Raw genomic sequence first — 15,282 nt, 5'->3', positions numbered from 1 at the left:
CTTAATTACGCCTTATCGCCTGTGTTAAACCAAACGTGGTTGTTTTCTTCTAAAAGCTCATCTGCATCTTCAGGGCCCCATGTACCAGCTCGGTATAACGATGGTGCACCTTTTTCTTGCCAACGCTCAATGATTGGGTCAATCCATTTCCATGCTTGACGCACTTCATCACGGTGAATAAACAGTGATGGGTTATTTGCTGCGGCATCTAACATTAAGCGCTTGTAAGCATCTGAATGGAAACCATTACTGTACGCTTGCGATAACTCAATGTTCATGGTTACTGGTTCTAATTGCATCTCAAGGTTATCAAGGCGCTTAGACATCAGTGTTAATTGAATTGTTTCTTCTGGTTGCAGGCGAATAACAAGACGATTTGGCTCAATGTTACCTACGTTGTCGGTATAAACGTTGTGAGATACTTTTTTGTATTCCACAACGATTTCAGCACAACGCTTTTTCATACGTTTACCAGTACGAAGATAGAAAGGCACACCAGCCCAGCGCCAGTTATCGATGTGCGCACGAATAGCAACAAAAGTTTCTGTTTTGCTCGCACCTTCGTTTAACTCTTCTAAGTAACCTGGGACGATTTTACCGTCTAAGTTACCAGGTACGTACTGACCACGTACAATGTTTGCATCAACATCTTCAGCCACTAACGGACGTAACGACTCTAGTACTTTTAATTTTTCAGTACGGATGCTGTTTGCGTTTAATTTGTTTGGAGATTCCATTGCCACTAAGCAAAGTAATTGTAGCAAGTGGTTTTGAACCATATCGCGTAATGCACCCGCTTTATCGTAGAAACCAGCGCGGCTTTCTAGGCCCACTGTTTCTGATAAGCTGATTTGGATGTTATCGATTGATTTAGCATCCCAAAGGTTTTCAAACAGTGAGTTTGAAAAACGCAGTGCCATTAAGTTTTGTACAGTTTCTTTACCTAAGTAATGGTCAATACGGAATACTTGCTCTTCTTTGAAGTATTCAGCAATTTTTGCATTGATTGCTTCAGCAGACTCACCACAGTAACCAATCGGTTTTTCAACAACAACGCGTGACGTTTCTGTGATCAGACCTTTCTTAGATAAGATTTCACAACAGCTACCGTACACTGCAGGTGGTAATGAAAGGTAAAAAACACGAGACTTATCAGCATCGTGTTCATCAAGGATATCTTTTAGTTTATCCCAGTCGTCATCGGCTTCAGTTACATTCGTTACAACTGGCACAAGATAAGCTGAAAATGCTTTCCAATCTTTTGCGTTGTACTCACCTTTACCTAAAAAGTCTTGTAACGCTTTATGTGCTGTTTCGATGTATTCTTTACGTTTGCTTTCTTCACGTACCGTAGGAAGGATACGAGAACCTTGAGGAAGGTTGCCCTCTTGATAAGCGCGATACATTGCAGGAAGTAACTTACGTAACGCAAGATCACCGCCGCCCCCAAAAATTACGATATCAAATGGATTTAACATATATCACTCTCTACATTGGCAATGCCATGTTAATCGACTCATGCAGTATGGCAGTGCGTGTTGTTATCTGGTTGATTGGCTGTGTTAGATGATCCCTTTAACAAAGCCTGTTGAATTTGTTGTAAGTAGTTTACTCATTATTCTTATGTTGGCTGAAGTAAATGAGTCTTAGGGGCTCTGTAAATCCTCTCACAAAAATACAGGCCCTAAGAACTCCAGCGCTACCCGTTCAAAGGTATTCGGTTTGCAGCTGTTGCTGCGAATCTATTACTGCTTACGATGTGTTTTATAGTAAGCGATCAGTCCGTTGGTTGAGCTGTCGTGTGGATGACTGACTTCGTCATCAAATAATTCAGCTTCAATTTTAGAGGCAAGTCCTTTACCTAGCTCTACACCCCATTGGTCAAATGAACAGATTTCTAAGATAATGCCTTGGCAGAAGATCTTGTGCTCATAAAGCGCAATTAAACGTCCTACCGTTTTCGCATCAACTTTATCTAACAACATTGACGTTGTTGGGCGATTGCCTTGGTGAATCTTATGATTCAATAATTCTGCAATTTCTGCTTCAGATTTACCTTTTGCGGTTAAATCTGCAGTTACTTGCTCTGCATCAACACCGGCCATCATAGCTTCGGTTTGTGCAAAGAAGTTTGATAATAAAATATCATGGTGCTTACCAACATTTACTTGCGGCTCAATTGAGGCAATAAAGTCAGCAGGTACAATTACATTACCTTGGTGCAGACATTGGTAAAAAGCATGTTGACCATTAATACCTGTCATACCCCAAATAATTGGAACCGTCGTGTAAGGAACCGTTTCACCAGCAAAAGTAACATGCTTACCGTTACTTTCCATCTCACCTTGCTGTAAATACGCCGGTAACATGTGTAGTGCTTGGTCATACGGTAAAATAGCTTGTGCCGTATAACCTAAAAAGCTAGTGTTCCAAACACTTAAAAGCGCCATTAACAATGGTACGTTATTTTCAAATTCAGCATTTTTAAAATGCTCATCAATTTCAAACGCACCTTCTAGGATCTCTTCGAACGCGTCGAAGCCTAGGTACAGGGCGATTGGTAATCCTATCGCACTCCATAAAGAAAAGCGACCGCCGACCCAATCCCACATTGTGAATACGTTTTCATCAGCGATACCAAAGGCCGCTGTTTTTTCTAAATTGGTGCTTACAGCTACAAAGTGCTTAGCAATATGTTCTTGCGCTTGTGCTGTTTGTAAAAACCACTCAACAGCCGATTTAGCGTTAGTCATGGTTTCTGAGGTTGTAAATGTTTTAGATGAGATAACAAATAATGTTGTCTCAACATCTAAACCTTGTAAAACAGATGCAATTTGAACACCATCAACATTTGATACATAGTGAACATTTAATGTGTCGTCAGCATAAGCAGCAAGTGCTTCGGTTGCCATTTGCGGACCAAGGTTTGAACCACCTACACCAATAGCAACAACATCTTTTACAGCTTTACCTGTGTAGCCTAACCACTCGCCACTGCGTACTTTGCCAACAAAGGCTTTCATTTTAGCAAGCTCAGCGTTAACAGCGTCTGTTACGTTTTCACCATCAACCATTACAGCTGTGTTAGCGCGGTTACGTAAAGCAGTATGAAGTACAGCACGGTCTTCAGTAATGTTAATTTTCTCACCACTGAACATCTTGTCGCGCCATGCGCTGATGTCACACTCTTTCGCTAAGGCAATTAATTGTTCAAAAACCGTCTTATCAATTTGTTGTTTTGAGTAATCGAATAATACACCTGGGATCTGAGCAGAGAATTGCTCGAAACGCGTGCTATCTTTGGCAAATAAATCTTTAAGATGAATTTGTTTCATCTTCTTGGCACTTTCAGATAGTGCTTGCCAACTAGCTAATTGCGAACGGCTGCTCATATATATAATCCCCTCAAAACTTGCAACAAACTGATTTTTAACTATCTTTTTATTAATGTTGAATAAAGACAGCAATTAAAAACACGATGAAAATTAACACTAAGTTAAAATGACAACGCTGTCAATGTTCTACTTTTACATTTTATAGTCGAGATAATAGCGCAATTTTTCTCTTTTGACACCGGTATCATAAAAATTATCTCAATTATTTTACTGCTAATTTGGTAGAACATTAGATACACTAACTAACTTATATTAAATATTGATGTACCTATTCAGAAAAAGCGCTCTGGTGAACACTTTTCGATATTATTATAATACAAATATAACTAACTATAAAGTAACAGTATGAAAGTAACCATAAATGATGTAGCCAAACTCGCTGGTGTTTCAATGAAAACCGTATCGCGAGTAATTAATAAAGAGCCATCGGTCAGAAAAAAAACGTACGACATAGTGATGGACGCTGTTAACACGTTGAACTATCAACCAAACCTTGCAGCTCGAAACCTAGCAGGCACATCGTCTTTTACTGTTGGTTTAGTTTATGACAACCCGAATGCTTATTATGTCATCGATATGCAAAATGGTGTGTTGTCGCGCTGTAAAGAAGAAGGCTATGAGCTGGTGATTCATCCATGTAACTACCTTGATGGCAACATGGAAGAAGACTTTAAAACCATGATCAAGCGCTCTCGCTTAGCAGGCCTTGTATTAACGCCACCGCTGTCAGAGCAAAGCAGTATCATCGAGATGCTTGATGAAATGGGTATTCATTATGTACGCGTACTCTCTGGTCGCCCTACAGAAGAAGACCAAGACACTTGTATCTATGTGAACGACTACGCCGCTGCGTACGAAATTACTTCTCACCTACTCTCGCTAGGCCATAAGAATATTGGTTTTTTATGTGGTGACAAAGAGCATAAATCAACAACTGAACGCTTAGAGGGTTATCAGGCCGCATTAAAAGATCACAGCATCTCGATGAATGATGAGCTGATCTATGAAGGCCAGTATTCTTTTGAATCAGGTGTAGAAGGTGCAAAAGCATTGCTGGGTGAAAATAACCCTAAAAACATCACTGCCCTTCTTGGCGGTAACGATGAAATGGCAGCAGGCGCGTTATTCGCCTCACGCTTAATGGGAATCGAAATTCCACAACAATTATCAATTACCGGCTTCGAGGACTCACCGTTCTCGCGTCAGACTTGGCCTAAACTCACTACAGCTCATCAGGCGAATGATGTGATTTCGCAGCATGCAGCGCGTTTACTGTTTAGAAAAACCCGTGGTGCACGTAATCAAGATAAAGACATCATCACGACCTTTACCCCTTCATTAGTGGTACGGGAAAGCTCAGGCCCAACCTCAGCTTAATTTATTCAAGTTACGAAAAAGCCGCTCCATAGCGGCTTTTTTTAATTAAGCAAATTGGTATTACTTATTAAAGCAATGCTAAACCGCCATTTAAGTTATAAACGTTTTCAAACCCTAACTGCGACAAGTTGTTTGCGGCTTGTTTAGAACGATTACCACTTCGGCAAACCAAAATGTAGCTATGGTCTTTCTCAAGCTGCCCTTGCACGATGGCGTTTGCCATACGACTGAGTGGAATATTGATCACTTTACTATCAGCAACTGTGAATATTTCAGCCAAATTATTCGCACCATGCTCATACGGTTCACGAGTATCAATTAAGTAAGTGGCTTTATCGTTTAGCATTACTTTAGCATCACTTGCAGCAAGCTGTTTCATTGGTGCACTTTCAAGTGTTTCAACATAGCCACAAAGAGAATGACTTACAGTATGCTTTTGGTCATCCGCATGTTGCTTTAATTCAACAAACTCATCATCTGATACTTGTTCACTTAATAGTTTTGCTAATAACGGCGTCGTTGCCTTTTGAGCATGCCAATCCATAGCAAAACATTGCTGATAATCATGCCCTGAACAAATTACCGTAGAATCTTGCACTGCCATAGCAAGTTGTTTTAATGATTGAGCCATTTTCGCAGCATCGCCGCCGCTAATTGCCGTATTGCCCAAGCCACCTGGTAGGATTAAATCACCACAGAAGCAATAGCTGATATCACCGCTTTGTGTATCTGACAATAAATAGCTAACACTATCGTCACTATGACCCGGTGTCGCTACTTTAGTTAAGCGTGCATCGCTTAATTCGATGGTTGCTGAATCTTTAGGCCAGCCAAGTTCATCTATTTCATTAGCAACAAAGCGTTCTGCGAGCTCTTTTGATAATAAACAACGAGCCGATAAACGCTCTTGGTGATTATGGGTATCTAAAATCGCTTTTACTGTTAGACCTTGTGTTGCGACTATTTTCGCCATACGCGGAATAAGCTCGATAATAGGATCAATCACCACTGCGTTTTTATCGCTGTCTACATATAGCCAACAGCACGCTGCTTGATGACGTAGCTGTGTTAAGCCAATCGCACACACTTCGTGTTGAGGCGATGTACTATCAGATACAACTAAGCAGTTTGCTTCTAGAATCGGTTTTAATGAACGAATTTTATCGCAAGCAAAATCAATCTCTTGCTGATTCACAGCAGGGCCAAACGACATACGTATCGCGTTTTCACTTTGCCAATCACTGGCTCCCATCGCATCTAAAACAAAGCTACGGTTTGCGCCTGAGCTACATGCAGAGCCACCACTCACACGGATACCCGCCGCATCAAATAAATCCATCACTTCTTTACTGGTTAATTCGTTCACAGCAAAGTTTAATGTTGTTGGCACTGAATGCTCAAAACTGTGATTAAACGTGATGCTACCAAAAGTGTCTGTTAATGCAGCTAATAATTGCTCGCGAAAAGCATGTAGCTGCTCAATTGGCTTGAATGTTTGGTTTTGTTTATCAAGTAATAACGTGAACAGCTTATTTAAACCGGCAATGCCTGGTAAGTTTTCGGTGCCTGAACGCATACCGCTTTCTTGACCGCCGCCAGCAATAAATGGTGTATACGCACTGCCTTTACGAATATAAAGTACGCCAATACCTTTAGGGGCATACAATTTATGGCCAGAAAATGGGGCGTAATCAATGGTAGTTTGGCTTAGCGCTAAGTTGGTTTTACCTAATGCCTGCACGCAGTCAACCATCCAAGCCACATGAGTGTTTTCACTACGAATGACTTGCTCAATAGCGCTTAAATCTTGGAATACACCGGTTTCGTTGTTTACTGCCATGGTACAAATCATCAATGCATTCGCAGCATGTTTACGAATAAACTCGTGGTCTAAAATACCGTTTTTATCTACTGGAATAGCTATTACCTGTGCGTTTATATCAAGCACGCTGTTCCAATGTTTTAGGGTATTTGGCACCGCTTTATGTTCTGTTGCCCCATAAAGTAATACCGGATTCTCGATTTGATGACTTTTTGCAGCAATAAGCGTAGAAACAACCGCCGTTTGAATACCTTCTGTTGCACCAGAGGTAAATAAAATATCACCGTCGGTAGCGCCAATGACTTCACGTGCTTTGTTACGCGTTTGTTCTAATAAGTGTTTTGCTTGAATACCCGTAATATGAGAGCTTGATGGATTACCAAAACAGACTTGCATCGTGTGCGAAACCACATCGGCAATTTCAGGAAGTACAGGAGTCGTTGCATTCGCATCTAAATAAATTTGCTGATTAGCATCGTCAGGAAGGTAAAAATTTGCCATGTAAAACGCACCATATTACTAAAAGATATATCTTATAACCTATTTTACATTTTTCACGGCTAAATTATAATAATCAATTAGTCAGTAAAGTGCGTTTTCTATACTTTTTAAGACTAAGCTAACCTTCTATTAGCTCAACCTGCTTAGAAGACCAGGCATTTATAAGCGCTTTTACTAATGAAGCCAGCGGTATTGCGAAGAACACGCCCCAAAAGCCCCATAAACCACCAAAAAACAATACCGCAACGATGATAAACACTGGGTTTAAATCTACCGCTTCAGAGAACAGTAACGGCACTAACACATTGCCATCAAGTGCTTGGATCACTCCATAGATAATTAATATGGTCCAAAATTGTGTTTCTAAACCAAATTGGAATAACGCCACCGCAGCGACAGGAATGGTCACCAATGCCGCCCCAACAAATGGAATAAGCACCGATAAGCCAACCAACACTCCGAGTAAAGCCGCATAGCGAAGATCAAGTACTGCAAAAGCAATAAATGATGCTGTACCAACAATTAAAATTTCAAATACCTTACCGCGGATATAATTCATGATTTGCTGATTCATTTCTTGCCATACTTGAATGATCAAGCGGCGCTGCTTAGGCAATAAGCGTTCGGCACTTTGTGTGAGCTCTAATTTATCTTTAAGCATAAAGAACACTAAAAGCGGCACTAAAATCAGATAAATCAGCCAAGCTGCCACGTCTTTTATCGAGGTAAGTGACACCGATAGCACCAACTGACCAAACTCAATCGCTTTGGTCTCTACACTGGTAACAATTGATTTAACCTGATCTTCAGTAATCAAACTTGGGTAATCTTCAGGAAGATGTAAAAGCAGCGCTTTACCTTTTTCAATCATGTAAGGGGTTTCTTGAACTAGGTTGCTGGTTTGCTGCCAAAGCACAGGCCCCATGCCGACAATAATCATGATCATCAAGCCACTGAATACCAACATAACAAGAATCGTTGCGGTAAAGCGTTTTAAACCCAGCTTTTCTAAGTGAGCAACAGGCCAATCAAGTAAATAGGCAATCACCAAGGCAACTAAAACTGGCACGATTAACGAACCAAAAAAGTAGAAAAATGCAAAGGTTGCAATAAGCAGTAACAACAAGGTTACTGAATGGGGATCAGAAAATTTATTTTCGTACCAGGCTTTTACATACTCAAACACGAATGGGCTCCACAGTTAGTACACCTAATTCTAGGTCAATTTTAAAATGGTAATGATGTTTTTCTAAAAATCGCTGCATATCGTCCGTTGCCTCAGCAGCATTAAATGTAAAAGTCACGGGTTGTTTAATTGATGTTGCCTTATTCAACCCTAATTTAAACTGAATAAATTGTTGAGGGCACTTATAGCCTCTTAAATCAACCGTTAACATAGCGAATCAACTGCGTTATTAATATGAATAATAAGTATAAGATGTAGGCAGTTTGCGAAAATAAGTCTTTATAATGAGAAACTGCTCATATTTTTCTTAAAACACGCAAAACAATAGTTTATCCTTAATCTATAAATGGTAGTAAAGGAAACACTATGCCTGGCTCGCATAATAAAGCGCAATTACCTGCGAATCCAACTCTTAAAGAGATAAACTGGTATAAAAAACAAATAAACTGGGGCGAGCTGCCGCCTTTTTATCATCTGGTGGCATCATCGGTTAGCGAATCTGAAGGGATTTTAGACCACGGTTTTGATAATGCCGTAAAGCAATTAATTAACCCACGTAACTGGAACCTTGATTTATTAGGTGGTCATGAGACTGACATGGGCGAAATTGTCTGTGAGCAAAAGCCGCGCATTGCTTTGCATCAAAGCTTCACGGACCGAGGTTTCGAATTATGGGCCTACCCTTATGTAAAAGATATTACGGTAGACCAATACATCAAAGACAACCGCTTTATGGAATTTAAGGTGTGGGATCCGCACACCATGAAAAACCTTATTCGCTTTAACCAGCTTCATAAATTCATCGCTTTTTACTTTGAAAGAGGCGATAAAGCTGACAAAGCCTTAATTCTGCACGCCCATAAAGTAGCGCATAAAATCATAACTTTTTTACAACGAGAGTTGAACGTTGTTAAGCTAGATGGAGTCACAATAAAAGATTTCTATCAATTGTGCGAAAAAGACAGCCGAGCATGCAGCGACGAAATAGACATAGCAAAAGTCATGTTAGGTGAGCAAATCAACAAGGAATAAGATGCGACTAAAATCAGCCTTTATTACACTGTGCAGTGCATTGCTGACATTTTCAATACTGCATAGTGAGCCGTTGAAGGCGCAAACAAACTTCAAGCTGCCCGATTTAGGGACCTCAGCTTTACAGGCTTTGCCGATTGAGAAAGAACAAGCGATCGGTGAAGTGATGATGATGCAAATTCGTGGCTCATCACCCGTTGTAAATGACCCTGTTCTTGATGAGTACCTGACCACTTTGGGCCGTCGTTTAGTAGCAAACGCCAACGATGTGCGTTTTCCATTTTCATTTTTCTGGTTAAACAACGCTGAAATTAATGCTTTTGCCTTTTATGGTGGCCATGTAGGTGTGCATACGGGTCTTATCGCACAAGCCGATAACGAAAGCCAATTTGCCTCAGTACTTGGGCACGAGATAGCTCACGTAACGCAGCGCCATTTAGCCCGTCGTATTCAACAGCAGCAAGATAACAGCGCGTTAACTATAGCAGGTATGATAGCGGGTATTTTAGCAACCGTTGTTGCACCTGATGCCGGCATAGCCATTATCTCAGCAAACCAAACACAAGCGGCATTTAGTCAATTAACTCATAGCCGTGCTGCTGAACAAGAGGCAGACCGTATTGGTATGCAGACCTTAAACAATGCAGGGTTTGATCCTCGCCAATCGAGCGAATTTTTAACTAAGCTTGCTGCACAAATTCGCTACAAATATAAGCCGCCAGCCTTTTTGCTCACTCACCCATTGCCTGAAAGCCGTGTTTCTGATGTACGCTTACGTGCCGAGCAGTATCCAAAAAGACACTACTCCGACAGCCTAGAGTTTAACCTAGCAAAGAGCCGTGTTATTGCTCGCTATCAGCAAAAGTCAAAAGCCGCGGAAGATTTATTTCGTAAATTAATGCGTGAAAATACCGTTCATAACGACACTGCACTTAAATATGGTTTGGGTATTAGCTTGTTGGACCAAAAAAAGCTTGATGAAGCAGCCAGCATTTTGAATCCATTGCTTGAGCAAGATCCAAAGAACTTATTTTATATTGATACCCACACCGACTTACTCATTGCACAAGGTAAAGCGAATGAAGCAGTAGAGTTTTTAGCTAAGCTAGATATCGATAGACCTAACAATCAGGTGATTGCCTTAAACTATGCAAATGCCGCTATTGAAGCTAAACAATTTGAGCTTGCTGAACGTATCTTAAAATCTTATTTATTAGCAAAACCTGAGAACAATCTTGCCAAAGAGCTCATTGCTGATGTCTATAAAAAGCAAGAAAATATGGCTTCCTACCATGAAGCGCATGCCGATGTGCTTGCCCAATATGGCGCTTATTTAAAAGCTGCTGATGAAATTCAAAAAGCACTAAACTTTGTTGAGCCAGAAGAGCTAGTTAAACAACAACGTTTAAAAGCCCTACTTACACAATACCGTCAATTACAAAAAGAGCTTGCGAGACTTTAAGTCTCGCGGCGCTTGCCCTAAAATAAGCCAAATTATTAAATGTGAGAACACACTATGTCTGTGACTATTTATCATAATCCACGTTGTTCAAAATCGCGTGAAACACTTGCCCTATTAGAAAGCAATAACGTACAACCAAGTGTTGTTGAATACCTAAAAACACCGCTTAATGAACAACAAATCTCGACTTTAATTAGCCAACTGGGCTTTACTTCAGCGCGTGAATTAATGCGTACTAAAGAAGATATCTACAAAGAGCTTGAGCTTAAAAACGAACAAAACGAAGACAAATTAATTGCTGCAATGGCTGCCAATCCAAAACTAATCGAGCGCCCAATTGTTGAAAATAACGGCAAAGCTGCTCTAGGTCGTCCACCAGAAAACGTATTAAGCGTACTTTAATGGCTATAAACATTGTTGTGCTATACCACTCAAGCCATGGCTCTGTAGAAGCAATGGCACATGAGATAGCCGAGTCGATTGAGCAACAAGGTGCATCAGCTTTATTGCGCACGTTCGTAAAGCGTCAGCCACACGATATTGTGATCAGTAAAGATGATCTAATTCATTGTGATGGCTTAGCCTTTGGCACCCCTACTCGATTTGGCATGATGGCCTCACAAGCTAAGAGCTTTTGGGAAACCACTAGTGATCTATGGCTCAAAGGTCAGCTAATAGATAAGCCTGCTTGCGTTTTTTCGTCATCAAGCAGTATGCACGGTGGTAACGAAGCTACCTTGTTGAATCTATCACTGCCGTTGTTACATCACGGCATGATGTTACTTGGTGTGCCTTATGAGGTACCTGAGTTATTAGCAACTGAAACCGGCGGTACGCCGTACGGCGCGAGTCATGTGGCCGGTAGCAATAACAGCAATGTGTTAAGTAAAGACGAAATTAAAATTTGCCAAAGCGTTGGAAAACGCTTGGCACTGATTGCGAGTAAATTAAAATGAGCTTGGAACCTAAGCTAAATCAGCCTGTTGCCAAAAAACCAATTACAAAACGATTCCAACGTTTTGCACTGATTGGTTATATCGGCTTATTAGTTTTAATGCCAATTTGGCTGTTTTTAATTGCCCCAAGAGAAGGCCACAGTAACGCCTTTATCTTTATTGTTTATATACTGCCTCTACTATTACCGCTTAAGGGCATTATTCAAGATAAGCCTTATACCTACGCGTGGGCGAACTTTATCGTGATGTTCTATTTCATCCATGGTTTTACATTACTGTGGGTCGCACAAGAACAGCTGATTTGGGTATTACTTGAGTTAACCTTTGCTAGTCTGATGTTTATTGGCTGCACCTATTATGCTCGCCATCGCGGACAAGAGCTTGGCCTTAAGATACGCAAATTAAAAGAAGAGCTGGCCGAAGAAAAAGCCGCTCATGAACACGATAAATAATACCGATTCGTTTATCAAAAAATGAAACAAAAAACGGCAACTTAGGTTGCCGTTTTTTTATGTCACTTTATATAATTTTTATGCGATCACACCAACTCTGCCAAGGTGGCTAGCGCTACAATACTTGCCAGACCCACTTGGCCTATTAAGCTAAATAATGAGAACAGTCTTAAAATAAACAGCCCCCATGGATGGCGAATATGCGGATAAAGCGCACAGCGTTTCAAGCTTGTGGCAAAGAAAAAGCATAAGATCGAAACCAGCGTAAAACTCAGCGTTAACTCACTTTTAATAGCAATGCTATCGTCAAAAAAGAAGAACAACTGCACAGGTAGTAACACAGTTACAATCGCATGTAGTAAGTGCACTTTTTTAACGCGATCAAACTGCCCTTCTGGCGAAAGCTCTTTAATGCCAAAGTCATGCTCAAGGCACTTGACTAAGTTATCCGCTTTAATGCTAACTGCTAGTCGGTAGCAACTTAGACCGTCATTGTTACGAACTCTAAAGTCATAGCCCGCTTTTAAAAGCAATACCAGTAAAGGTCCATTCTCGGCTAATACAGCGTAATGTAATGCTGTATTACCTTTATTGTCTTGGGCTTTCTTATCTTGATGTTCAAGTATTGTCTCAACAACATTCACATAGCCTTTTTCAGTAGCCCACATAAATGCTGTTTTACCGTTTTCGTCAGCTAAAGCCCCGGTTGCGCCTTGCTCAATAAAACGCTTTGCCATGGTTTGTTTAGCATTTTCGTGACTTAAATGAGCAAGCAAAGCTTGTTCTAGTAACGATGCTGAATCAACATCTGGTGATACAAGTTTTAGTAAGGTGAAGTAATCTTCACCGTGAGCAACTTTTTCAGCCGCAAGCGCTGTTAATGGTTCAAGATCAGCCACTGAATCAGGAATAAAACCACTAAAACGCTCTCTAAAGTCAACTTCGGTCCATAGCTCCAATACATCGTCCGCAGACATTTTTGCACCGTGATTAAGAACATGTTCAATCACAGTAAAATAGCGACGATTAAATAACTGGTGGATGAGAGTTATAGGCGTTTTAACAGCCGATTGAGCAAATGCGCTAGCATACTTCTCTAAGCGCTGGCATAACATTAAAACAAGACTTTCAGGGGTGTAGTCGTTTTCTAAAAAATGCGTTTTCATAGCATTAATATAATGCAACGCAGCTTCATCAAACTCAGAAATATGTTGGAAATAACACTCTTCAAACGGTTCAAGAGGAGTTAACCAAGTAAGGTAGTAAATAGGCGGAAGAACCGTCGTACACACACCGTCATCTTCATTAGTAGAACGACATGCCGGCCAAGCTTCTAAAGCATCTAAAATATAGGCCCCGTTTTGCTCAGCTAATCCTTTGATTAGTAACGGGTATTCCTTTGGCCATATCAGTACATTTTCCATTAAAAAAACACAACTCCGCTGCACATTATTCGATGTCTTATTAAGCAACTAGTTATAGCAAAATTTAACTGACAGTTTGCTTAATATTGCGACCAATAACACAGTATCTGAACAGATACTTTGGTAAACAAGAAAAGTAGCATGATTCTACCACAGAGGGTTACAGGTGCTAGCGCAAAGTAGGTGATTTTTAAAGAAAATAGAAAAGCAGCGGCACATGGACGGTACTCACTGCTTGGTTGGAGACTGAAAGTAGCTAAAATGCTCGATGAGGTGAAGGTAATCGAGCTTTCGGCTAACTTACTTACTTGCTAATTCGCTTGTGACTTCGTCAATACCTACTTGACTGATGCGTTGCAATACTTCTTTTTGCTTCGCGCTTAACAGTGAAATACCTTCAGCAACGATATCGTATACTTTCCACTGCTTATCTTTGCCTTGACGTAATTTAAAGTGCAGATCGATGGCTGGCGCATTATCATCAACAATTTGCGTTTTAACAGTTGCATAACCATCGTCGATGAGCTGCGATTGATCAAAAATAACTTTTTGCCCTGTGTATTTCATTAGTGCGCCGGCATAAGTTACTGTTAAGTAATGCTCAACCGCAGCAATAAAATCAACAGCTTGCTCACGGCGTAGGCCTTTAATGTGCTTACCTAAAAGCTTATACGATACAAACTTAATATCCATGTGCGGCAATAAGCGTTTTTCTACAATGTTCGCCATTGCTTCTGAGCTTGCATCGCCTTTTGCATTTACATTTGCGATATCAACAAATAAATCTGCTGTGACTGATTCTAATAGTTGCTTAGGCGAGCGGTCTTCACTGGCAAAAGCAGTTGCAGTAAAAAGAGCTGCAATTAGCAAAAATGAGTTAACTAGTTTGATCATCGTATTCACCTCTCAACGAAAATTTTCGCTAATATACCGATATTAAACCCATAAAAAAAGAAACAATCCGACACCGTTTTAATGCCAATTAAGCACCAATCGATTTTTCCCATAGTTTTCAGTTAATTGCTAAAAAATATGAGAATGTGCACAGCTTCTGTGTTTTTACGCACATTGAAAAGTTCATACCTCCGCCCTTATCTACTTGCTCACAGTCATAATGAGAAGTACCGAGATGAAACTAAAACCCCCACTAAAAGCACTTATGTTAGGTGTAGCCGCCCTACTAGCAACACCGACTTATGCTGCTTCAAACCATGGCTATGCCGTTGATTACATTCAAGGTGAAGGTGATGTAAAAGGCTTAAAGCTAGCCTACCAATACCATATCCCCAATGAAAAGCTGCCCTTTCAACACGCCCGTTTGTACTTCGAGTCTAGTTTTAATATTTGGCAGTATGGCAAAGACAATAAACATCAAACAAATATCGTGTTAGCTATGTCTCCGGTGATCCAATACCCTGTATTTAATGTGAAAAACATACCTGTTTATGTAGAGTTTGGAATTGGCGTTTCACTGTTGGATGACACCCATTTTGCTGGCAAAAACGTTAGTACTCACTATCAGTTTGAGGATAGATTGGGTTTAGTTACAGACTTAGGTGACAACTCAACCTTAGCACTTAGATATTTACATTACTCAAATGCGGGTTTCAAAAGCCCAAACCCTGGCCTTGATTTTATTTCACTGTCTTATGCAAGACGATTTTAAGTGCTACTA

Annotated in this window: 14 protein-coding genes; 7 read left to right on the top strand and 7 right to left on the bottom strand. The window is 40.5% G+C overall.

Annotated features, from left to right (window positions below; genetic code table 11):
* Positions 1-5: 5 nt before the first annotated feature.
* Together zwf and pgi are read right to left on the bottom strand one after the other, a co-directional pair.
* Positions 6-1,478, bottom strand: coding sequence for a glucose-6-phosphate dehydrogenase (gene zwf, locus NFU46_RS06005; RefSeq protein ID WP_054563610.1), 1,473 nt, complete (start codon positions 1,476-1,478; stop codon positions 6-8).
* A 267-nt stretch (positions 1,479-1,745) separates the two neighbouring features.
* A complete protein-coding gene (gene pgi, locus NFU46_RS06000; RefSeq protein ID WP_251600587.1) occupies positions 1,746-3,392 on the bottom strand; it encodes a glucose-6-phosphate isomerase in 1,647 nt (548 codons plus the stop codon).
* A gap of 348 nt (positions 3,393-3,740) precedes the next feature.
* On the opposite strand from pgi, the gene NFU46_RS05995 reads away from it, so the two are divergent.
* A complete protein-coding gene (locus NFU46_RS05995) occupies positions 3,741-4,772 on the top strand; it encodes a LacI family DNA-binding transcriptional regulator (protein WP_175080223.1) in 1,032 nt (343 codons plus the stop codon).
* Between the two features lie 67 nt (positions 4,773-4,839).
* On the opposite strand, the gene NFU46_RS05990 is transcribed toward NFU46_RS05995, so the two are convergent.
* The 3 genes from NFU46_RS05990 to NFU46_RS05980 all read right to left on the bottom strand — a co-directional run bounded on the left by NFU46_RS05990 (position 4,840) and on the right by NFU46_RS05980 (position 8,492).
* Positions 4,840-7,095: an aminotransferase class V-fold PLP-dependent enzyme gene (locus NFU46_RS05990; RefSeq protein WP_251600584.1), complete on the bottom strand. Its 2,256-nt coding sequence runs from the start codon at positions 7,093-7,095 to the stop codon at positions 4,840-4,842.
* A gap of 118 nt (positions 7,096-7,213) precedes the next feature.
* Positions 7,214-8,281, bottom strand: a complete 1,068-nt coding sequence (locus NFU46_RS05985; protein WP_062566945.1) for an AI-2E family transporter — start codon at positions 8,279-8,281, stop codon at positions 7,214-7,216.
* The gene (locus NFU46_RS05980; protein ID WP_054563605.1) at positions 8,274-8,492 is read right to left on the bottom strand and encodes a hypothetical protein; all 219 of its coding nucleotides are present in this window, start codon (positions 8,490-8,492) and stop codon (positions 8,274-8,276) included. The genes NFU46_RS05985 and NFU46_RS05980 overlap by 8 nt, the downstream gene beginning before the upstream one ends.
* 155 nt (positions 8,493-8,647) lie before the next feature.
* On the opposite strand from NFU46_RS05980, the gene NFU46_RS05975 reads away from it, so the two are divergent.
* From NFU46_RS05975 to NFU46_RS05955, 5 genes are read left to right on the top strand one after another with little or no spacing between them, the layout of a single operon-like run.
* Positions 8,648-9,313, top strand: a complete 666-nt coding sequence (locus NFU46_RS05975) for a hypothetical protein (protein ID WP_251600582.1) — start codon at positions 8,648-8,650, stop codon at positions 9,311-9,313.
* A 1-nt stretch (position 9,314) separates the two neighbouring features.
* Positions 9,315-10,775 carry a M48 family metalloprotease gene (locus tag NFU46_RS05970; protein WP_251600579.1) on the top strand — a complete coding sequence of 487 codons (1,461 nt, stop codon included), beginning with the start codon at positions 9,315-9,317 and terminating at the stop codon, positions 10,773-10,775.
* 54 nt (positions 10,776-10,829) lie between these two features.
* Positions 10,830-11,177, top strand: coding sequence for an arsenate reductase (glutaredoxin) (gene arsC, locus NFU46_RS05965; protein ID WP_054563602.1), 348 nt, complete (start codon positions 10,830-10,832; stop codon positions 11,175-11,177).
* Positions 11,177-11,731: an NAD(P)H:quinone oxidoreductase gene (wrbA, locus tag NFU46_RS05960; protein ID WP_251600576.1), complete on the top strand. Its 555-nt coding sequence runs from the start codon at positions 11,177-11,179 to the stop codon at positions 11,729-11,731. Before arsC ends, wrbA begins: the two co-directional genes overlap by 1 nt.
* Positions 11,728-12,183, top strand: coding sequence for a DUF2069 domain-containing protein (locus NFU46_RS05955; RefSeq protein WP_251600573.1), 456 nt, complete (start codon positions 11,728-11,730; stop codon positions 12,181-12,183). Before wrbA ends, NFU46_RS05955 begins: the two co-directional genes overlap by 4 nt.
* 86 nt (positions 12,184-12,269) lie before the next feature.
* Here NFU46_RS05955 and NFU46_RS05950 read toward each other — a convergent pair whose 3' ends face one another.
* Positions 12,270-13,607 carry an ankyrin repeat domain-containing protein gene (locus tag NFU46_RS05950; RefSeq protein ID WP_054563599.1) on the bottom strand — a complete coding sequence of 446 codons (1,338 nt, stop codon included), beginning with the start codon at positions 13,605-13,607 and terminating at the stop codon, positions 12,270-12,272.
* 300 nt (positions 13,608-13,907) lie between these two features.
* Positions 13,908-14,498, bottom strand: a complete 591-nt coding sequence (locus NFU46_RS05945; protein WP_251600728.1) for a phospholipid-binding protein MlaC — start codon at positions 14,496-14,498, stop codon at positions 13,908-13,910.
* Between the two features lie 238 nt (positions 14,499-14,736).
* On the opposite strand from NFU46_RS05945, the gene NFU46_RS05940 reads away from it, so the two are divergent.
* Positions 14,737-15,273 (top strand): acyloxyacyl hydrolase, encoded by a 537-nt coding sequence (locus NFU46_RS05940; RefSeq protein ID WP_405030605.1) that lies wholly within the window; start codon positions 14,737-14,739, stop codon positions 15,271-15,273.
* Positions 15,274-15,282 lie beyond the last annotated feature (9 nt).

It is taken from the genome of Pseudoalteromonas sp. NCCP-2140 (assembly GCF_023708065.1).
Lineage (GTDB): Bacteria > Pseudomonadota > Gammaproteobacteria > Enterobacterales > Alteromonadaceae > Pseudoalteromonas.
Note: the sequence above shows the minus strand (reverse complement) of the source record. Positions and strands in the feature narration are given on the sequence as shown.

Excerpts from the sequence above, each read along its gene's own strand:
- NFU46_RS05940 (WP_405030605.1), top strand. The coding sequence starts at position 14,737 with ATGAAACTAAAACCCCCACTAAAAGCACTTATGTTAGGTGTAGCCGCC.
- NFU46_RS05995 (WP_175080223.1), top strand. The coding sequence starts at position 3,741 with ATGAAAGTAACCATAAATGATGTAGCCAAACTCGCTGGTGTTTCAATG.
- wrbA (WP_251600576.1), top strand. The coding sequence starts at position 11,177 with ATGGCTATAAACATTGTTGTGCTATACCACTCAAGCCATGGCTCTGTA.
- NFU46_RS05990 (WP_251600584.1), bottom strand. The coding sequence starts at position 7,095 with ATGGCAAATTTTTACCTTCCTGACGATGCTAATCAGCAAATTTATTTA.
- NFU46_RS05955 (WP_251600573.1), top strand. The coding sequence starts at position 11,728 with ATGAGCTTGGAACCTAAGCTAAATCAGCCTGTTGCCAAAAAACCAATT.
- zwf (WP_054563610.1), bottom strand. The coding sequence starts at position 1,478 with ATGTTAAATCCATTTGATATCGTAATTTTTGGGGGCGGCGGTGATCTT.
- arsC (WP_054563602.1), top strand. The coding sequence starts at position 10,830 with ATGTCTGTGACTATTTATCATAATCCACGTTGTTCAAAATCGCGTGAA.
- NFU46_RS05980 (WP_054563605.1), bottom strand. The coding sequence starts at position 8,492 with ATGTTAACGGTTGATTTAAGAGGCTATAAGTGCCCTCAACAATTTATT.
- NFU46_RS05950 (WP_054563599.1), bottom strand. The coding sequence starts at position 13,607 with ATGGAAAATGTACTGATATGGCCAAAGGAATACCCGTTACTAATCAAA.
- NFU46_RS05975 (WP_251600582.1), top strand. The coding sequence starts at position 8,648 with ATGCCTGGCTCGCATAATAAAGCGCAATTACCTGCGAATCCAACTCTT.
- NFU46_RS05970 (WP_251600579.1), top strand. The coding sequence starts at position 9,315 with ATGCGACTAAAATCAGCCTTTATTACACTGTGCAGTGCATTGCTGACA.
- pgi (WP_251600587.1), bottom strand. The coding sequence starts at position 3,392 with ATGAGCAGCCGTTCGCAATTAGCTAGTTGGCAAGCACTATCTGAAAGT.